The organism is Chryseolinea sp. H1M3-3, assembly GCF_029360725.1.
Taxonomy (GTDB): Bacteria; Bacteroidota; Bacteroidia; order Cytophagales; family Cyclobacteriaceae; genus Chryseolinea.
On record NZ_JARKMY010000015.1, the window covers coordinates 1 to 20,668 of the forward strand.

Consider the following 20,668-nt stretch of genomic DNA (forward strand, 5'->3'; position numbering starts at 1 on the left):
AGACCTAATTTCGTTTTGATTAACTTCGTTTCTGTTCTCATTTTTCTGACAGTTTAAAGGGTTCAACTTTTGATAGTTTGCACTTCTAAGTTAACCCAACTGTCAGATTAAGTCGAAACTACTTCAAATTAAGGAATTTGTTATAAACGTGTCCCGTCCGCTGTGAAACGAAACAACATCAAATTTATTAGGTAAATCCTGTTCACTGCGTTCGCCGTTGAGATTGTAAGAATACTCTTTCACTATCGTATTAATTCCTGCTTGCTTAAGTAATTGAGTTAACGCACGGTTGGCACTTGGATTAGCCAACTTAATTTTAGAAATGTCATAGTTGATGGATTCTAAAATATTTCGTGCTTCTTTTAATAAAGGGATAAACAACGTCTTCGCATTTTTTTTATCTGTCTTTGTTGGCCTAATAACAATGTGATCATTTTGATTACTTCCTTTACTTAACCTCAAAACATCGGAAAATCTAAGGCCAGTAAAGCAAGCCAATAAAAACAAATGCTTGACCTTATGCGCAGCTTTGGGACTAACATAAATTGTAGTTTTCGTTTCTGGGTCACCGTACCTTACTGGTTCGAATTTGTCAGTATTGAATAACATCAATTGTTTAATTTCGTCAGGGTACAACGGTGATGGTTCAGAACTGTGTGTACCTGGAACTTTTTTGATTTTTTCGGTTTTGTAATCAGCCCTTAAAAAGATGTTGTGTTTACGCTGGTCATCGAAATAGTGATTTAAGAAGGTACTAAAATCTTCAATTGTTTTTTTACAAGTGTTGGGGTCTAATTCAATTTCTTTCGCAAATTCTTTAAAATCTTCAGCCCACTCTTTGGTAATACTTTCAAAATATAACGTTGTGTTTCTTGATTTCTCATAACGCTCTAATCTTCCTTTTACGGTAATAAAACCTTTAGCGGTATTTTTTAACACTGTTTCGTTTCCTCAACGCTATATATACTCGTTGAAGAAATCAATTAAGGTTTTCTTAGTTTTAACATTAAAGTGTTTTTCAAATTCTCGTATCTCGCTGGGTAGCTCGTTGGAATACGGTTTACCTGGGAAGTCGTTAAAATATATATTCACTTTATTCAACAGGTCTTTCAACGATTTATTAATAGCTGAGTTTAACCTCGTGTTTTGCTTTGCTCCATTCTTGAGGTAAACACATTCAGAGCTTTCTTTCGTTATGTACTATTTCGTTTATATCACCTACAGCGACCTGTAATAAATTTTTTACACGACATACACAATAACGATGGTTTATCGCGCCCCTTCCTTTAGCTTAATGATGCTTCTTGCATTTAGCGCGAAACGTAAGTGATGATCGATACCAAGAACAGGGCTTTGAATCCTCACTATTTTCGGCGCAGGCCTGAAGGATCTGCCCCTTCGAAAGAGCACCACCCTTGGACAGCACGTTAACCTGCAACAGATCCTTCATTCCCGCTTGCCAGCACACCATCACCACTCAGGAAATCGGATCTAAAATAGGAGCTGCACTTCATCCATACCCCGGAAATTGGATCGAAGGGAATTGAATGTTTGAAAGAACCACAACCCTCAGCTACCGATGTCCTGAGCAAGGGCTGCGCCATGGCTCGCGCGGAGCGAAGGATCTGCCCGTTTGAAAGAAGAAAGCACGGGATTATGCTCTGCTTATTTCTTCAATTGCTCCAGTTCTTTTAACGTCCAATATTTTTTTCTACCCACAGTCTGTTCGCGCACGTCATGAACATGGTCGTCTCTGATGGTGGATGCGTCATTTCCAAAGGCATAGCGAACGTAACTCAGTACAGACGCGACCCACTCATCGTCATTTGCTTCCATCGCAGGCATGATGTCGGAATAGCTTTTACCGTCGACAGGTCCAGATAAACCGTGAAGCACAATTCGGGTAAGCACATCTCTGTCACCCGCTACTCTTTTCGATCCCTCGAGCGGTGGCGCAAGCATTTTTTTCTCTTTATTAAGGATTCCTTTTCCATCGTTCCCATGACAAGTCGCGCAAAGTTGTTTGAAAATTGCTGCACCATTCAAAATCAACTCCCGGGCATATGGCGACTTGCCCGCGATTTTTGATTTTAACTTTTTGATGTCTTCAGGTTCATTGTCATTTCTTAAACTCGTTGACGCCAGGGCTTGGACCAAGACATTATCGGTATAATTGTTTTTAATTTCCTGCAAGAGCCTGATCGTTTCTGGTGATTTTCCATATCGCAGCGATAAAACCAGTTGGATGCGGACATCTCCGCTGACATCATTCTTTAATGATTGTAACGCGCTTATAATTTCTGGATCCTGCTTCTTCAAAAACTCTTCGCTGGCCCATATAGCAGTTTTTCTCACCTGCGGGTCTTCGTCTTTAAAAGCTTGTAACAGTGTATTTTTTTTCAATGCATCCAAACCTTTCAGCGTCCACAAAGCGTGCAGCCTGGTAAGTGGCGTTGGCTCGTATTCATTGCGAGAAAATATTCTATCGATCCATGTGTAATTATCAGTCGCCATTTTCTCTAATTCACCGACCGCTGATTTATCATTTCGAAGAATGATTAATTTCTGTGCCGTATTTCGCCACCACCCGTTGGGGTGAGATAAATATTTCATCAATTGTTCCGTAGATTCATCCAGCATCTTCGGCCGTGGGCCGGGTTTCTCATCGTCATGAACTAAGCGGTAGATGCGTCCTCTCCCAAAATTCATATCCAGCTTCATCCTTTTTATTACGGGTCGCAAAAAACTTCCTTCGCGGGTCCAATTACTTTCCTGGATGATTCCTCTGTACATATCTACAATATAGAGGCAACCATCCGGACCTGTCGCCATATTCACAGGACGAAAATTCATATCGGTTGAAGTCAGAAATTCATTTTGATTGTAAGCGTTCTTCAGATAGATCTGACCATCCCGGTTAATAACCTTGGCACGCCTGATAAGTCTTCCTACCGGTTCACATATAAAGAGGTCCCCTTTTAATTCCGCAGGGAGACGATCTCCTTGAAAAATAACTTGACCACAGCTTGCCGTAAAGTGATTAAGTGTACTGTCAGGCCGGAGTCTTTCGTATCCTCCCTGAACATCAGGTGTTGCAATGATTGGCCACACGGCATCAAAGTCATCCAGCAACTGGTCGCCCAATTCAAAAGAACCGTACGCAGGATTCTGTTGAAATCCTAACGCAGCAACTTCGCCGCCTGCACTGGAATAATACAACCTGCCAAAGTCGTCGTGGGTTAATCCCCACTGACCGATAGGTGCATCCAGCAATGTATCCACCTGAATTTTATTGTCCTCGAATCTAAAGCGGACCGGATTCCTGGAATTATAAATCCAGTTATCGATATTCCATAGCAGTCCGCTGGCCTGGTGTTCGAGGTTTCGATTGTCTGCTTTGTTATTATCATACAGGAGTTCTTTTTCATCGGCGATTCCATCACCATCGGTATCTTTATAACTCCAGATATCGTAGGTATATGTCTCATTCACCAAGAGGCGATCATCTAGCGGAAGAATCATGCGTGGTAAAACAAGGCTATCGATATAGACGGAATGCTTATCCATTTTTCCATCACCATCCGTATCTTCCAATAACAATATTTTACCGATTGGCCGGGTCGTTCCCGACCCATCAACATCCTGCATGTATGTGCACATCTCGGCTACAAACATTCTTCCATTCCCATCCCACGCGATGGCGACCGGCTCATTCAAAATAGATTCATCAGCAACCAGTTGCATTTTGTATCCTTCTGGTAAATGAAACGATCGCAGACTTTCTTCTGGTGAGAGAAACGCCGGAGACGGATTCGGCTCAACGGGAAGCTTAACAGGTTCTTTTTCCGCTGATTTATTTTTGGAATTATTGCAGGCGGCCACCAATGCAACGAGAATAATAAGAGCAATTGTTTTCCATGAAACAGTCATAGTAAAAAGGCGGTTTTCTTGCTTTGGTAAATTAAAGAAAGCGTATCAGGCTTTGGGATCATAACACGTCTGGCATTCCTCCATTTAAGCAATTTAAAAAAATTACACTCCATCATGCCTGACAACCAGAGTTGATTTATGATGTCCGTTCTGTGTTAAACAACCTCGACGAATTAATTCCAGAGAAGCGCATCAGCTTAAGAAAGATTCAAAAGGTATTCTTTCAGTTTCAAACTGCCAAGTAACAATTTTTAAAAGGCGATAAAGGGATCCGGAAATTCTTTATGGTGATGTGCTCGTTGCTTATACCCTATGCAAAATCAATATTAACCTGTTCAAATATTTTTCCTTCGTTTATAATAAATTGCAAAGGATTAAGGAGTGTGTAATGCCTAAACTTATTTTTTGGTTGCTTATTGGCAGTATCGTTATTCATTCGCGGCCGGCACTCAGCCAGGCATCCAATAGCGCTGAATTAGTGTCTAAAATAAAGACCCTTCCCGACAACAAAGAAAAAGTCAATGCCTTCATCGACTATGCCGTTCATCTTGAGTCCGAAGATCTTGACAGCGCGCTATATTATTACAAAATCGCAGGTGACTTAAGCAAAAGACTGAATGATTATGAAAGCATGCATCGGTATGCCCGTAATTATACAGCAGCTTTAAATACCAAAGGCGATTTTGATACGTCCCTGGAAGTAAATCTTTGGTCGTTGGATTTGGCTGAAGAAAAAGGCGACTCGTTGAATGTTGCTAAATCACTGGTAAATACGGCAAACGTTTACAACTTTAAAGGCTTATTCGAAGATGCCATTCAATATTATGTTAAGGCGGCCAAATATTTTGAAAAGCTTCATGAGGAAGATTTCTTAAACATTGTTTATCAAAACCTCGGTGTGGTGTTTGATGTTACCGGTCAGTTCGAACGGTCGCTTGATTACGCGAGCAAGTCAGTGCTGATGAGTCAACGCGTTGGTGACAGTCTCACGCACGCCAATGTATTAATTAATATGGCGGGAACGTTGAGTTCCATGAATCTTTATGATTCCGCCATTCGCCTTGCCACGGATGGGCTATTCATCGCGGAGAAAATTAAAGACCGGAGTGTCGGCTTAAACGCTCACCTTGCCCTGGCGAGCATTTTTAATAGCAAAAAAGAATATCAAAAAAGCAATGACTATTTCCAAAAGAGTCTTGCTGAAGCACAGAAACTGCATTATGATGAAAGTGTCTCCACGGCGCTACAAGGATTGGCCATGAACGGCCTCGCCTTGAAAAACTATAAAGAAGCCGACCGTTACATTATGCGAGCTTATGAAATCAGCAAACGTCACGGCGTCTTCGAAACACTAAATCAGCAATATCCGCTCATCGCCGACATCAAAAGCCATCTGGGTGATCATGCATCGGCATACAAATTCCTATTGGAGTACGTTGCGTTGAACGATTCATTAAACAGTGCCAGTTTAAAAAAGACCATGAACGAACTTGAGAGAAAATACCAAGTAGAAAAAAAGGAACGCGAGATGGCTGAGAAACAATTGGAGCTGGAAGAAAATCGGGCAAATATTCAGAAGAAAAATTTATGGCTCGCAGCATCTGTCGTTGGTATCGTGATGATTTTTTCATTGCTATTGTACGGTTATCGTTTGTATAAAAAGAAGCAGCAGTTCCACGAACAGTATATAAAGACATTACAAAAAGAACAGGAACTGGGGGAGCTGAAAGCTTCATTACAAGGACGAGAACAAGAACGGAGCCGTATCGCCGCGGAGATGCATGACGATTTAGGTACTGGCGTGACATCCATTTTGTTTCTGGCTGAAGGCCTTCGTCAATCCAATGAGCAATCTGCCGAGACAAAAAAAATCGTAGATACCTCCCGCAACCTGATGGCACAGGTAAATGAAATCATCTGGAGTATGAATTCAGAATACGATACACTGGAAGATCTGGTAGCGTATATTCGAAACACCATGTCGGAGTTTTTGTCGACCGTAAATCTTGCCTATGAATTTCAAGTGCCAGAACAAATTCCTGCCGTTAAACTCAGTGGTATTGAACGAAGGAATATTTACCTGGTGGTAAAGGAAGTGATACACAACATTGTAAAGCACGCCCATGCCTCAAAAGTTGAGATATCATTTTCTTTTGATGACCGATTGAAAATAATCATTCATGACAATGGTAAGGGCATCGATTTTTCTACACAACGTCGGTTTAGCAATGGATTGAAAAATATGGAGTCAAGGATGCACGCAGTGAATGGCAATTTCACCATTCGCAATGAAGGAGGTACATTAGCAGAACTTACGGCGCCGCTATCGGTATAACTTTGGTTATATAAGGCCCTGTAATCCTTTTTGTATTTTTGTCGTTCCATAACTCGTATGCAAAAACAAATAGCGGTTAGCATTGTAGAAGATCAGGAAGATATCCGTCAGGGTATGCAAAAGATTTTTAGTAATACGGACGGCTTTGTTTGTCGGTCGGTATTTGAAAATGCTGAAGATGCTGTATTGCAGCTGCCGTTAGATCAGCCGGATGTTGTGATCATGGACATCAATCTTCCAGGGATGACAGGCATTGAGGCTATACGACAGTTGAAATCCGCCGGATCTCCCATACAGTTTATGATGTTTACCATTTACGAAAACAGTGAACATGTACTTAACGCCCTGGCTGCAGGCGCCAGCGGTTACTTGCTGAAGAACACACCGGCTGATAAAATACTGGAAGCAGTAAAAGAGCTGCATGAAGGAGGTTCGCCGATGAACAGTCACATTGCCAGAAAACTTGTTGTTAGTTTTCAAAAAGCACCTCCATCAAAGGAGGATGAAGCGTATAGTATTTCTGCACGCGAGAGAGAAATTCTTGAACTGTTATCCAAGGGACTTTTGTACAAAGAAATCAGTCACAAGTTGAATATCACGACGGGAACTGTTAAGCAGCACATCCATAAAATATATGAAAAGCTGCATGTACAAAATCGCACAGAAGCTTTGTTAAAAGTTTTTGGAAGTGGGGGGAAGTCGTAGCGGATGCGATTGGTGACGCGCTGTTTTTTGTACTCACGCAAGGGTCCAAGGCTCGCAAAGAAGGTGAAGCGTTTGGAGGTTATTTTGAATGACTATTTTTCCTGATGTATTCTGTTGCTTCTTTAAAAGGAGTTACCCAGATTTCTTTCTCGTGTTGTTTCAGATAAACTAAAAGTTCACGATGGGCTTGTAGAGAAACGTTCAGATTATGTTCGCCGCCGACACCATGAAAAAGAAAAACCAAGAGCGCATTTTCACTCATGGCTTTCTTTACTAAAGCTATCAATTGCTCGCCAGTTTCACCATTGATTCCATAGGATGGAACATTATATAAATCAACATTATTAAGCTGCACCATCTCACTCTTCACACCTCTGGCTGACACAAAATCGTTTTTTATCTGATCAATGTAGGACTCATCTCCTACTTTAGTATCACCACATGGATAGGCAAAAGTTCGTTTCTTCTTTCCATCCAGTGATTCAAGAAATGTATTGGTCATGCGAACTTCATCCAGTAAACGTTGCATCGTATATGTGCTGAGATCATAATCGGGTTTTACCCAGCTACGGCCGGGCATGTTGCCTGCACATGGATGAAACAAAGTATGATTGGCCAGTTCATGCCCGTTTCTTGCAGCGGTGGTCCAATCTTTAAGACGATTCCGACTCCCCGGAAAATATCCCGAAAGGTAAAATGTAGCGTCAAAATTCAGCGAGTCCAACAAGGGTATGGCGTTATCGAGATGAACATTCAAAGCATCGTCATAGGTAAGCACTACGGCACATTGTTTTCCATTCCAAGACTTTTTATTTTGAGCATAACAACATGATGCAAGCAGCATCAGGACAATCGTCAATCGCATCGCAGAAAAGGTTAAGGAAGTAAATTTAGAAAAAGATAACTCACAACTGATGTGATCAAATAAGATTATCACGTGGAGTTGCATTCATCTTAATCCAATTGAGATAATTTTGGTAAGCCCGCGGTAACGCTCGTGCCAAAATAAAAGCCGGTCATATCGGGCCGGCTTTTATTTCTTAATAAATAAGTTTCCCACCTAATAACCCGGGTTGGGTATGATGTTTGGATTTACGTTTGTTTCACTGTTAGGAATCGGGAAGTAAAGGTTTTTTTTCTCAAACCCCATGGCATTCGGACGATCTGAACTGAAGAAACCATCGTCAAGTGTAATCTTTTCTCCCAGCGCCCATCGCCTAAGATCAAACCAGCGTTGACCCTCTCCTGCTAATTCCAATAAGCGCTCGTCCATTATCCACTGACGAATTATTTCTCTGTCTGTTTCTGTACTTGGTCTGTCCGCAGGCACCGTGCCGGCACCTCGCGCCCGTTCGCGAACCAAATTGATTTGTGCAATGGCATCAGCTGTGGATCCGCCAGATTCATTCAGTGCCTCGGCTTTTAGCAGTAGCACATCTGCATACCTCAAGATGCGGGGATTATTGACTGAACTTGATCCACCTTGATTCAACTCATCACGGGTAACATATTTTTTAAACGCACGGGTATCAGGATCAAGGGAGAGCTCCTTGCGTGGATCCGTATCGTCGAAAAGGTCAGCCAATTTTTGTGTCGCCACAAAAGGAGATTTTCCAAACAAATTAAATTGGTCACTATAATATCCCCAAAATACAGACAGCGCGCCGACGGCATTATCGAAGTCATTGTTAAGCCAGATATTGTCATCGCCGAAAGCACGCGTCGCCTGATACTCAAATAAAGACTCCTCATTATTTTCTGTATCGGCAGCGAAGTTATCATCAAAGGCTGGTACCAACGATGCACCACTAATGTTATCAAACGCTGTTATCGCCGCCTGATAATCCGCGGGGGAATTTGTGATTGTACCTTTGAAGACCAGACATTTTCCAAGCAAACCATAAGCGCTGTTTTTTGTAACCCTTCCGCGTTGCGCCTCAGCCCAGGAGGTTGGAAGCAACGTTGCAGCTTCCGTAAGGTCCAGAATAGCCTGATCCAGCAGTTGCGTACCGGTAGAGCTAGGCGGTTTTGTATCATTCAGATTATCCACCCGCGCGGTAACCAGGGGCGCCGTTCCAAAGATATTCCACAGCAAATAGTAACCATAGGCACGTAGAAACAATGCTTCTCCGCGATGGTAATCCTTTAGCCCTGGGGTAACATAAACGCCATCTTCCACTTCAGCATTCTTGTCCATTACGACAATTGCGCGATTAATTAATTGATAAGCTGTTGAGAAAAAATCTGCCAGCCGTTGTGTGCCTGTCTGTATACCTGAAAAAGTTTCAAAAGCGTCTTGCCCATTGGTGGTGATATCGTCACCGGGAAGTAATGTAACCGGCTGCAAACAAGCATCGGCACTTCGGTTGTACCAATAGAAATCTGTGAGCTTCGCGTAAATACCGGTAACAGCACGTTCAAATTCAACCTCTTGTTTGAAGTACGAGTCCTCGGTTTGCGACTGTGGTGCAACATCAAGCCGGGACTCATCGCACGCATTGTATCCGATTAAGACCAGAAACATCGTTAATGATATTAGTTTATTGTTAGATCTCATAGTTGTATCCATTTGTCTTTTTTAGAAGGATGCATTCAGTCCAAACATCAACTGTTGTGTCGGCGGATTAAAATCATTTTCAGGATCAATCCCTTTCCAGTTTGTAATGGTGAAAAGATTGGTTGCTGAAACATATACCCTGACCCGATCAATAGCTCCTGATTTCGGCAGCATCGACGGTGGTAACGTATACCCTAGTTGTACATTCTTCAAGCGGATAAAGTTTGCATCCTCCACAAACCTGTCCGACGTTCGGTTATTGGCATTAGGATCGTTTCGCACAGCGCGTGGCATTGTAGTGGAAGGATTTTCAACTGTCCAGCGGCCGTTGGTGGTTGCCCATTGATTGGCACCATTGCTACCCATGTTTTCGCCCTGTGCCCTTGCCCCGTTATATTTTTGAACATCTCCTACGCCTTGGAAAAACAACGATATGTCTATGCCTTTATAGGCCAGACCCAGGTTGAAACCATAATAAAATCCGGGAATTGTCTTACCAAGGTAAACGCGGTCGTTATCGTTTATAACGCTGTCGGGCACGGGGTTAAAGACCTGGCCAGGACCAGGCGATCCGTTGATATCAAGGAAACGAACATCACCGGGTTGTTGCTGATCTTCGCTGTTATTATCGCTATAAACGTCTTTCCAGTCATCCACTTCCTGTGCGGTCTGGAAAATTCTATCCGTCTTGAACCCCCACAAGTATCCGATCGGATATCCTTCTTGTACGCGTCCCAACGTGTTGTCATCTATTTCCGATGCTTCTTCTCCAAAGGGGGTTCCCTGATACAATTTGACGACACGATTTTTAACGGTAGTGAGATTTCCCGATACGTTAAATGACAAGTCACCGATGTTATTGTTATAACCCAACTGGATCTCTACACCACTGTTCCGGACATTCCCTACATTCAGATCGGCCGGGTCACGAATACCGGCGTTGGGTGGAAGGTTCACTTGTTGAATAATTCCTTTTGTAAATCGGTTGTAGTATTCAGCAGTTAATGAAACGCGGGATCCAAAAAAAACAGCATCAAATCCAACGTTAGTAGTTCGCACCCGTTCCCAGGTCAGTTCGAAATTAGGGAAGTTAGGGAGTACCGCCCCAATGGTCTGAAGCCCGAAAGGATCGCCATTACCTGAGCCATAGGAATAGTCGGGGGTTGTACTGATGGTGGACAAGTATGCAAATCCTTGGGTGGTTTCTTTGTTGCCTAGTTCGCCCCATCCTCCCCTTATTTTTAAATCATCAATGAACGTTGCTTCTAAATTCTGAAAGAATTGTTCGGAACTGATTCTCCACCCGGCAGCAAAGGAAGGAAATACTCCAACGCGGTAACCTGGCGCGAATACAGAAGATGCGTCGCGTCGTACCGTTGCATCCAGATAGTATTTGTCTTTGAACTTATAGCTTACACGTGCCAGGTATCCCTGCAGTACTTGTGTTCTCCGGCCAGTAAACGAAGAAACGTAAGGAGGCCTGTTTTCAACGGAACGCAATGCAGGATCTATCGAATTTACCTGCGTGCTGGAGGCATCTGTATACGACCATGTTTGTCTTTGGTCCATGGCACTTAACAACAGGTCCACATTATGGTCGCCAAAGGATTTATTGTAGTTGACTGTTAATTCTTTGATCAAATTAAAATTCCGACTCTGACGTTCACCATAACTTCCCTTCGATGTACCATCGTTTCCGGTATATCGGTTGCTTGGCGTTTGAAAGAAGACGTAAGAATCATAATTGACCCAGGTCTTTCTCAGGTTGTTGTAATAATCGCCGCTAACGGATCCTCTAACTTTGAGGCCAGGAATTGGCTCAACCTGTAGATAAACGTTCCCTAACGTTCTAAAGAATGTATAGTTTTGAAGATTCAAATCCTGGACAGCAAATACGTTTCCTCGGGTTGCCTCCCCATACAAATACCTCGGATCACCATCAAAGTTATACAGCGGCCCCGAATTAAGGTTAGACGGATCGAAGTCGTCATTTAGGACATAGTTGATAACCGTGGACGGCGCATAGCCAGATGGATGCGATGGATCATAAATAGGCTGCCATGGTGGAGCGGTGGCAACATAGGCAAGATCGTTATCTGTATTATCCAGCGCATTGTTGTGAGACAGTTTCAAATTGACTCCTACTTCCAGGAATTTTGAGATTTTGCTGGTTAAATTTGTAGCTAACGAATACCGCTCGAGGCTACTTTCAATCAATGCGCCTTCTGTTCTTCCATACCCGGCAGAAACATAATAGGTCGTTGCATCACTTCCTCCGCCTACACGGATGCTATAGTCTTCGACGACAGCATTTTTGTTAATAAGATTGTCTTGCCAATTATACGTCGGGCTATTTCCAAGATAAGCGGGATCGCTTTCAATAAATTCAGACGGCAAATTACCTGCCTCGCTTGGGTTATTGTTATACGCCTCTTGATACAGCCTCGTGTAATCCGTTGTGTTAAGCATATCAAATTGCTTGATCACATTTTGTACACCTCTTTGTGCGCTGAATTCAACTTTAGGGCTACCGGACTTACCTTTTTTTGTGGTGATCAGGATCACCCCGTTGGAAGCTCTAACACCATAAATAGCCGCAGCAGATGCATCCTTCAATACAGAAATTGATTCGATATCATTAGGATTAATCGACGACATGATGCTGATGGGGGAGCGAATATCCTGATCGCCGGGGAATGGACTGCTCGCACCGCCTTCCAGCACCGGAATGCCATCAATAACATATAGCGGTTCTGCAAATCCAAATGTAGCTACACCTCTGATTCTCACATTAGGTCTCGCAAAAGGATCGCCACTTGGTGTTGTTACCAAGACGCCTGCCATGCGGCCTTGCATTGCAAGTTCTGGATTCATGGCAGTGCTCCGTGTGATTTCTTCACTGCTAACACTCGAAATGGCACCAGTTACATCTTTTCGTTCACGCTCGCCATATCCTATCACAACAACCTCCGACAATTGTTGCGTTGAAGACGCCATCGTTATATTGATGGACGTCTGCGTTCCGACGCTGATGTCTTGCGTCTCAAATCCGATAAAAGAAAATGTAAGCACATCTTCATTACCTGCTGTAATGGAAAAACTTCCATCCGAACCCGTTGCCGTACCTACGGTCGTACCTTTGACCAGCACAGATACGCCAGGCAACGCTGAGCCATCACTAGCGTCTACTACCTTTCCGGTAATAGTTCTTTGTTGCGCACTGACATTCCCTATCAGCATCAGGCAACACCAACTAAAAAGTAAAATATGTTTCATATCAAGCAGCTTTCTTTTTTTTCGTAAGACATTGTTATTTTTTTAATAAATGAATTGTCACCACCTCGAATTTCTCATAGTGCTTCGTTTTTTAGATACGTAAATTGATCTTCAAACGCATTGCGTTCGACGCTGAGGTCAAACCAATGCTCCCTTAAATGGTTCGTGGAAAATGAACCATTGCCGATGACAAAACTAGCCAGCCGTATTGCCTACCAGGCTGGCATATAGCAGAACGTATATAACAACCATCCCAATAGCCCAGAACGAAACCCGCTTGTACCAAGGGTATCCATTTGGAAAAAGGGACGACGGTAATTGCGTCATTGAAAATTTCCAGACAGCCTCGTCTCTCGCACCGGAGACTTCGGCATCTGATTTTGTAGCCACGCTTACCACCCAGCAGAAAAAGGTGGTAAAAATTAATACCAGGGCCGCTACATGATATACATTCGTAGAAATGTTGGCGAGCCTCAGTACATACGGGAGTAACAACATTGGAAACGAAAGGCACAACGTAACCCATGCAGCTTTTGCTGTTACCCCTTTCCATAAAATTCCCATTACGAAAATCACCGCCGCCGGAATTGCAATAAATGCCCAGCATTCCTGGAAGTAGGAAAAAATGTAGTCGAACCTTGCAACGACAGGTGCCCACAATGCTCCTATCGTTAACGTCATAAGACTTCCCAACCTGCCAATAGCAATCAGTTTCTTCTGATCCGTTTCCGGAAAATGTTTCTGATAAATATCGAGTGTAAGTATCGTAGAGGATGCGTTTACCAACGCTTCGATGGCGGTAATCGTACCACCACACAACACGGCGAAAAATAGTCCTCGCGCGCCAGCGGGGACCAACGTATTGACCAGGTAAATATATGACTCATCCGGACGTTCCAGGTTTGGATTTAAAGCATATGCTATCATTCCAGGAAAAACATCGGCCACCGCTACAAACAGGCTAAGAAAACCTACCATCAAAACACCCATTTTCGCATGCCACTCATTGCGCGCGCCCAATGAAGATTGGTTAATCGATTGATTCGTGCAAAAGAACCACACGTTGGTGGAAACCATCAACACAAACAAACCGGTTCCCGGAAGATCAGGATGCGACGAAGGCAATAGCAACTGTGATCGTTCGCCGCTTCCTATAATCTGCGCCCAGCCACCAGGTAGCGCGTACCATCCTAAAATAAAAATCAAAACTCCGGACAGCAGCAATAAAACGGATTGTAAAACATTGGTCCATGCGACTGATTCCATACCACCGTAAATGGTAAAAACCCCGGCAATGACAGCGAGCGACCATATTCCTACACCGATGTTGATACCAAAAATTGCGTGCAAAGCAAAGGCACCCGAATAAATGACGCCTGCCAGGTTTATAAAAATGTATGTAAGCAAGGTGATGTAAGCAAACAGACGTTGTGTAGCCCGATCGTATCGCAGACCCAGGAACTGCGGCATGGTGACAATTTTTTTTCTGATGTAGAATGGAACGAAAATGAATACCAGTAATAGGATCGCGAACCCGTTGAGCCACTCCCAGTTCGCTACTGCTAATCCATAACGATAAGAAAATCCTACAGAGCCAATCAACTGCTGCGCACTGACTGTAGCTGCGATAAAAGAGAAACCGATGATGTACCAGGGCAATGCTTTATTGGTGATAAAGAATTCAGCCGCAGTTACTTTTTTCTTCCTCCCACCCCATAGGCCAATCAATATCATGGCCGAAATGTAAACGCCGAACACAACGAGATCGATGGATGAAAGTGATGTCATGCTTCCCAATATTTTTCCAGGTTGTGCGTGAGATTTACATACCGAGCATATACACCTTCGTAGACTTTGTGACGCTTCGGGTCTGGTATAAATGTCTGGCTCAGGTTAACCATTTTATTGCAGGCAGCTTCGATGGAACAAAAGAACCCGCTGCCTGTTGCCGCCAATATTGCTGCACCAATTGCCGCTGTCTCTTGTCCTTGAACCGTTGTGATGGGAATATTGCTTACATCAGCTTTAATCTGATTCCATAATTTGCTTTTTGATCCACCTCCCAATGCTTTTATTTCTTTGACATGAATTCCAGACGCTTTCAATAAATCAAGATTGCGTTTCATCATGCATGCAATTGCTTCCAGAATCGCTCTGATAAAATGACCTTTCGTGGTTGCTGCGGTGATCCCTGCTATGACACCCCTGGCGTGTGAATTGAATTCGGGTGAACCAGAGCCCATCAGGTGTGGCAGCATGATCAAACCATCACATCCGGGCGGTATGTGTTCTGCTTGTTCAATAAGGCGATCATAAATTTCCGCATCGTCTTTTTTTTCATCCACTTCCTGTTGACAAAACTGATCCTTGAACCATTTCAATACAAAGCCCGCGGTTTGTCCGTATGGTAGGAGCAAATATTTCCCGGGTATAGCATGACATTGCATGGGTAGATTAATAACATAATTGGGAATCGGTTTATCCAGTGTCACAACCATTGCCATAGAGGTACCCGTGGTTTCACTTACAGCCCCTCCCTGAAAATTACCCGCACCCAATGCGCCAGCAACGTGGTCGTAAGCGCCTGTTACGATACTGGTAGTGGACGGTAGTCCGGTTTCCTGAGCGACGGGTTGAAGAACGATACCTGCCACAGTACCGGATGGATATATATCAGGAAGTCTTTCTTCTGATATCTGCAGGTAAGTCAACATTTCCGGCCACCATTGTTTTTGCCTGATATCATAATATAGTGTCGAGGAAGCCAGGGTCTGTTCACCCACAAATTTTCCAGTGAATTTGAAAATCAGGTAATCTTCAACCAGCAAAAATTTATGAACGCTTTGAAAAAGCAGCGGCTCATGCGTGCGAAGCCAGCTGATTCTGGTGGCGGGCCACAAAGGCTGCACTTGCGGCTGACCAGTTCTGCGACAAATTTCTTCAGCACCAAATTTCGCTTCGATCGCAACGGCTTCACTGAGCGACCGATTGTCCAACCATACAATTGCTTTCCGAAGCGGGCTCCCTTCGTGATCAACACAAATCAATGTTTCACCCTGACTAGAGAAAGACAACGCCCGGATATTTTTAGCTAATTCCCTATTTGATTTAGTGAGTTGCCGGATAACCGATATTGCTTTTTCCAAATAGAGATTGGCTTCAATTTCACAACGGTCCTGTTGCATCTCCAATGCATATTCCTCCATAGCCATTGCAACAATTTCTCCATCATCGCCCATGAGAACAGCTTTAATTGAAGTTGTTCCTGCGTCTATACCGATGAAAAAGTTACTTGCCATATTGTGTTTTAACTGCTATCAATGCTCGCGGCAAATTGTTTTCTAAGTCATGATATCGCGTACTGTTTCAATGCTTGATCTACTGTTAGCCTCCCTTTCACTACCTCGCATAAAGCCGCCTGAAAATTGAAAGGGTCGCTAACCTGAATGGCGTTGCGTCCGAAAACTACACCGCGAGCACCGTCGTTAATTTCGTCTGCGGCAAGCTGCAGGGCCTCCCGTTGTGTCGGTTTTTTTGAAGCACCAAGCCCAAGCACAGGCACTGGCACACTGCCTGTTACTTTCTTAAAATCGTTCGTATAAAAAGTCTTGATGAGGTCCGCGCCAAGTTCACTGAGTATCCGGCAACTCGCATAAACCTTATTGTGCATTTCGTCAGGTGTTAAATCATCGGAATAAGTTGGAAAAAACTCACCTACCACCGGGATTCCCCATCGGGCTGCATCGTTGGCTAGTTTACAATACACTTCAACATTTTTCGCATCTTGTAATTCACTTCCCGTTTGAAGTGTTAATGAGATGAGAACAACTTCTGCACCTGCTGCAAAAGCGTCTTCCACCTGTGACGCTATTACAGTAGCCGCATCGTTATATTTCCAGTGGAAGCAATAAACAGTGCTCCAATTCAAACGAACAATAGGCATTGGCGCCCCTTTATAATTGAATGCATCTTGCACATGCCTGAGCATACCCGCACTTAATAGAACTCCATCAACGCATGGATTTATTTTTTGGACTGTCGTTTTTAAGTCTGTCATGCCCGCGATGGGTCCGTCGAACATGCCATGATCGATGGCGACTATCACAGCGTTTTCACCTTTACTAAAGAGTTTATTAAGGCGGAGATCTTTTCCAGTCATAGAATTTTGTTGATCTTTAATGATCAAATTCGATCAGTAACAATCAAAATTATAAATATTATGATACAATGCATCAACTATTTGATTATTTTTGATCAAAAGATAATTAAACGATCATGAAGTTCGAAGAGCGGAAGCGGTTTATCATGGATAAACTAAGTCAGACCCAGCAAGTTGAGGTGCTGGACATTATTGATGCATTTCAGGTATCAGCAATTACGGCACGTAGAGACTTGGATCAATTGGAAAAAGAAGGTTTGCTAGTGCGGACACATGGAGGTGCCATCAAAGTAAAGGCTCCTGCTCAGCGCAAATTATTTTCGTACGATGAAAAAGCAATGCTTCATAAAGAACGAAAGGAATACATTGGGGAACTGGCGTCAAAACTGATTCAGGAAAGTGACGTGATTTTTATTGACAGCGGCTCAACCTTATTCCATTTGTGCGAGTACCTGAAAAAAATCCGTCACCTGACTGTCATTACAAATTCGCTGCCTGTGGCAAGTGAGTTGCTTGGATATCCTAACATCCGTATCAATCTTATCGGCGGTGAAGTCGATCATGAGCGGAAAGCTGTCTATGGTATGGTTTCGGAGATAACTCTCGAGCATTATCATACCAATAAAGCCTTCATCGGGGCTGACGGTGTCTCCCTTCAAAAAGGATTAACAACATACGACGAAAAGGAAGCTGCCATATCGCGGAAGATCGCCGCATCTTCCGATGAAGTGTATCTGTTGTGCGACTCCTCTAAGATAGAACGAAATTCCTCTGTGAAATTTGCGCCGCTTTCCATACTCAAAGCGTTGATAACCGATTACGAATTACCAGCGGCTGTAAAATCCACCTATATCAAGAACCATATTTCGATTATTAATTAATCAAAAAACAACAGACCTTGATTACAGAAACCTTCATCCATACAAAAGACTGGTGGCGGGAAAGTGCACAAGGCATCCCGCGTCTCATCACCGCGCTGCCCGGCCCTGAATCAAAGCGCATGCACGAGAAGACCGAGCGCAACATGAAGGGTCTGAGTTCGCAGGTGAAACTATTTCCGGTATGTTTCAGCGAAGGGCATGGTATTACACTCACCGATGTTGACGGAAACCGCTACCTGGATTTCTCTTCTGGCATTTACGTCACTTCTCTTGGGCATTGTCATCCTAAAATTTCAGAAGCAATTGCTTATTGGGCAAAACGGCTAATGAATTGTCACGACTTTTCAACACCCGTAAAAGAAAAGTTAATGGAAAAAATGGTTGGTATACTTCCTAAAGGTTTGAACGCTATTCAACTTTATAGCGATGGAACAACTGCGGTGGAGGCCGGCTTGAGAGCAGCACGTGCAATCAAAAATAAACATGAGTTTCTTGCGTTCTATCGGGATTTTCACGGTAAGACTATGGGCGCAGTAAGTGCCGCACAAATGTATCGTAGCGATGTGCAAAGCTATGGCCCTACACGTGCCCCCGGATTTTATATGATTCCGAAACCTGATCCGTACCGGCCACTGTTCAAAAAAAGCAATGGTGAAATCGATACTGACACCTACATCGATTTCTATACGGACTTCGTCCGTGAAGGTACCGTTGGGAATGTATGTTGTGTGATACTCGAGCCAGCTCAAGGTTGGGCTGGCTCTATTTTCCCACCCGACGACTTTGTCCCCAAGCTTAGGAAATGGTGCGACAAAAATGGCTTCTTATTATTCGCTGATGAAGTATTAGCAGGCATGGGCCGCACTGGCGAATGGATGACCATGTCGCACTGGAACACAACGCCAGATATTATCACTTTTGGAAAATCTTTTGGAAACGGATTTCCGGTAACGGCAATGGTTGTGAAAGAAGAATATGGCGAGGCGCTGAACAAGATCTCTGCAAGCTCCTCGTATGGTGGAAACCCGATGGCGTGCGCAGCCGCCCTTGCCTCGATTGAGGTGATAGAAACAGAAGATATACTAGAAAATGTAAGAACGGTGGGACACTACTTTATGAAGCGCATGCAAAAGATGGTTAGTGAGCATCCCATTGTAGGCGATGCAAAAGGTAAAGGATTTTTGCTCGGCATCGAACTTGTAAAAGATAAGGCGACAAAAGAACCATTCGACGAGGCTGGGAAACTGGTCTATCAAAAAGCATTCAGCAAAGGTCTGGCCTGGATTCCTGCCGGACACATCTTGCGAATGTCCCCTCCGTTAATCATGACTGAACATTTTGCGGCCATGGGAATGGACATTATCGAGGAATCTATTTCGGAGGTTGAAAAAGAATTTGGATACCATTAAGTCAATTCGGAATGAAGAATAACCAGTTGCCTAAGCTGAAAGCAGGATATGTTTCGTTTGGAACCATGTTCTATGAACCCGCGAATCTCATAAAAATCAGCGCAAATGCCGAGAAACAACTTGAGGCTGCCGGGATAGAACTTGTAAAAACGGCGCCGGTTTTCGGTGAAACAGTCGAGCCCGAACGTGCCATCGGGGAATTGAAAGCCAAGCCATGGGACTTTTTGATTATTAACATCATCAACTGGATAGATACACGCGGGGTGTTTGCAGTGCTTCATGAATTTCGACATGAGCCAATGATACTATACAGCTTCGGCGGATTCACCGACGAACATGGAACTTTAATTTCCCCCGCGGCAGGCGCCGGTTCCACTTCACTCCGGCTTCCTATGCAACTCATGAAACTGAAGTTTAAATATCTCTTTAATGCGCCCGATTCTCCTATGAATATCGACGGCATAATTAAATTCGGAAAAGCAGCGCAAGTGATGAAAGCCTTACGGAAGGCACGATTAGGAATGGTTGGCTTTAATGATATGGGTCTTTATTCAACCGGGTATAATCCGACGCGTCTGAGAAATGATTTAGGTGTGGAAGTTGAAAGTGTAGATATGCTCCAGCTGCAAAAAAAAATGGTTAGCCTGGACGACGGCGATGTCACATCTGCAATTCAGGAAATCACTAAAAATTGGGAGTACCCTCACGGCAAACCTAAAGGCGAAGTTATTGAAAAAGCCATTCGCATGGGCCTTGCAACGATACGGATATGCGAGGAGAAGAATTTCAATGCTTTCTCCTATAAATGTGTTGAAGGGATTGATTCAGAAATGGGCCTTACGCACGCGATACCCGCGTCCATTGTTAACTCGGCAGGATACCCCTATGTAGATGAAAATGATTTGGGAAATCTCACAGCCGAGTTAATGTTACGCTGGCTCAGTGGAAATCAAACCATGTTTATTGAACATTATGAACATCATCCGGAGTGGATTTTATTGGGTGAGGATGGCTACTGTCCCTGGGATTTTATTGACGGTAACCCACAAATCAAACCTGTATCAACGGTGCTCCTGGACGGCCTGGTACAATGTTCGAATCTAAAAAAAGGACGCATGACGTTGGCCAGTCTGGCGGAAACTAATGAGGGTTATCAAATGCATATTATAACAGGTGAAGGACGGGAACGCCCTGAATGGGTTGAGATGGGCGTTCCGCTTCCTTCCTGGCCAAGCGTGAAGTTATTTACTGATGTTCCTGTGCAACGGATTCTAAACAATGTTCAATCTCAACACCTTGCCATGACCTATGGAAGTTATGTTGAGGAGTTGAAGAACTTGTGTTACCTGTTGGATATTAAAGTAATGGACGATTCCGAAGTAGTTGCAACGACATCGCTGCCGCAAAAAGGTTAAT

13 protein-coding genes are annotated in these 20,668 nt (G+C 43.6%); 5 read left to right on the forward strand and 8 right to left on the reverse strand.

The features are described from left to right. Window positions 1-123: 123 nt before the first annotated feature. Both P2W71_RS22925 and P2W71_RS22930 read right to left on the reverse strand, forming a co-directional pair. Complete coding sequence (locus P2W71_RS22925; RefSeq protein WP_276373739.1) at window positions 124-939, reverse strand: phage integrase SAM-like domain-containing protein; 816 nt, start codon at window positions 937-939, stop codon at window positions 124-126. Between the two features lie 726 nt (window positions 940-1,665). Further along, window positions 1,666-3,930 carry a HEAT repeat domain-containing protein gene (locus tag P2W71_RS22930; protein WP_276373740.1) on the reverse strand — a complete coding sequence of 755 codons (2,265 nt, stop codon included), beginning with the start codon at window positions 3,928-3,930 and terminating at the stop codon, window positions 1,666-1,668. Between the two features lie 388 nt (window positions 3,931-4,318). Between P2W71_RS22930 and P2W71_RS22935 the strand changes: the two genes are divergently transcribed. Together P2W71_RS22935 and P2W71_RS22940 are read left to right on the forward strand one after the other, a co-directional pair. After that, on the forward strand, window positions 4,319-6,265 hold the full coding sequence (locus P2W71_RS22935) for a tetratricopeptide repeat-containing sensor histidine kinase (protein WP_276373741.1): 1,947 nt from the start codon (window positions 4,319-4,321) through the stop codon (window positions 6,263-6,265). Window positions 6,266-6,322: 57 nt separating this feature from the next. Next, window positions 6,323-6,970, forward strand: a complete 648-nt coding sequence (locus P2W71_RS22940; protein WP_276373742.1) for a response regulator transcription factor — start codon at window positions 6,323-6,325, stop codon at window positions 6,968-6,970. A gap of 79 nt (window positions 6,971-7,049) precedes the next feature. Here P2W71_RS22940 and P2W71_RS22945 read toward each other — a convergent pair whose 3' ends face one another. The 6 genes from P2W71_RS22945 to P2W71_RS22970 form a co-directional block, all read right to left on the reverse strand. After that, window positions 7,050-7,835, reverse strand: a complete 786-nt coding sequence (locus P2W71_RS22945; protein ID WP_276373743.1) for a polysaccharide deacetylase family protein — start codon at window positions 7,833-7,835, stop codon at window positions 7,050-7,052. A gap of 195 nt (window positions 7,836-8,030) precedes the next feature. After that, entirely contained in the window at window positions 8,031-9,527 is a 1,497-nt protein-coding gene (locus P2W71_RS22950; protein WP_276373744.1) for a RagB/SusD family nutrient uptake outer membrane protein, read from the reverse strand. A 21-nt stretch (window positions 9,528-9,548) separates the two neighbouring features. After that, window positions 9,549-12,803, reverse strand: a complete 3,255-nt coding sequence (locus P2W71_RS22955) for a TonB-dependent receptor (protein ID WP_276373745.1) — start codon at window positions 12,801-12,803, stop codon at window positions 9,549-9,551. Window positions 12,804-12,998: 195 nt separating this feature from the next. Then, entirely contained in the window at window positions 12,999-14,591 is a 1,593-nt protein-coding gene (locus tag P2W71_RS22960; RefSeq protein ID WP_276373746.1) for a sodium/solute symporter, read from the reverse strand. Beyond that, on the reverse strand, window positions 14,588-16,102 hold the full coding sequence (locus P2W71_RS22965; RefSeq protein WP_276373747.1) for an FGGY family carbohydrate kinase: 1,515 nt from the start codon (window positions 16,100-16,102) through the stop codon (window positions 14,588-14,590). The genes P2W71_RS22960 and P2W71_RS22965 overlap by 4 nt, the downstream gene beginning before the upstream one ends. Window positions 16,103-16,149: 47 nt before the next feature. After that, on the reverse strand, window positions 16,150-16,962 hold the full coding sequence (locus P2W71_RS22970; protein WP_276373748.1) for a hypothetical protein: 813 nt from the start codon (window positions 16,960-16,962) through the stop codon (window positions 16,150-16,152). 116 nt (window positions 16,963-17,078) lie between these two features. On the opposite strand from P2W71_RS22970, the gene P2W71_RS22975 reads away from it, so the two are divergent. From P2W71_RS22975 to P2W71_RS22985, 3 genes are read left to right on the forward strand one after another with little or no spacing between them, the layout of a single operon-like run. Next, window positions 17,079-17,843, forward strand: a complete 765-nt coding sequence (locus tag P2W71_RS22975; RefSeq protein WP_276373749.1) for a DeoR/GlpR family DNA-binding transcription regulator — start codon at window positions 17,079-17,081, stop codon at window positions 17,841-17,843. A 17-nt stretch (window positions 17,844-17,860) separates the two neighbouring features. Beyond that, window positions 17,861-19,252, forward strand: coding sequence for an aspartate aminotransferase family protein (locus tag P2W71_RS22980; RefSeq protein ID WP_276373750.1), 1,392 nt, complete (start codon window positions 17,861-17,863; stop codon window positions 19,250-19,252). Between the two features lie 11 nt (window positions 19,253-19,263). Then, the gene (locus P2W71_RS22985; RefSeq protein ID WP_276373751.1) at window positions 19,264-20,667 is read left to right on the forward strand and encodes a hypothetical protein; all 1,404 of its coding nucleotides are present in this window, start codon (window positions 19,264-19,266) and stop codon (window positions 20,665-20,667) included. Window position 20,668 lies beyond the last annotated feature (1 nt).

Bases quoted from the DNA above. Each gene is read 5' to 3' on its own strand.
- P2W71_RS22955 (WP_276373745.1), bottom strand. From the start codon at position 12,803: ATGAAACATATTTTACTTTTTAGTTGGTGTTGCCTGATGCTGATAGGG.
- P2W71_RS22935 (WP_276373741.1), top strand. From the start codon at position 4,319: ATGCCTAAACTTATTTTTTGGTTGCTTATTGGCAGTATCGTTATTCAT.
- P2W71_RS22940 (WP_276373742.1), top strand. From the start codon at position 6,323: ATGCAAAAACAAATAGCGGTTAGCATTGTAGAAGATCAGGAAGATATC.
- P2W71_RS22960 (WP_276373746.1), bottom strand. From the start codon at position 14,591: ATGACATCACTTTCATCCATCGATCTCGTTGTGTTCGGCGTTTACATT.
- P2W71_RS22945 (WP_276373743.1), bottom strand. From the start codon at position 7,835: ATGCGATTGACGATTGTCCTGATGCTGCTTGCATCATGTTGTTATGCT.
- P2W71_RS22965 (WP_276373747.1), bottom strand. From the start codon at position 16,102: ATGGCAAGTAACTTTTTCATCGGTATAGACGCAGGAACAACTTCAATT.
- P2W71_RS22985 (WP_276373751.1), top strand. From the start codon at position 19,264: ATGAAGAATAACCAGTTGCCTAAGCTGAAAGCAGGATATGTTTCGTTT.
- P2W71_RS22975 (WP_276373749.1), top strand. From the start codon at position 17,079: ATGAAGTTCGAAGAGCGGAAGCGGTTTATCATGGATAAACTAAGTCAG.
- P2W71_RS22950 (WP_276373744.1), bottom strand. From the start codon at position 9,527: ATGAGATCTAACAATAAACTAATATCATTAACGATGTTTCTGGTCTTA.
- P2W71_RS22930 (WP_276373740.1), bottom strand. From the start codon at position 3,930: ATGACTGTTTCATGGAAAACAATTGCTCTTATTATTCTCGTTGCATTG.
- P2W71_RS22970 (WP_276373748.1), bottom strand. From the start codon at position 16,962: ATGACTGGAAAAGATCTCCGCCTTAATAAACTCTTTAGTAAAGGTGAA.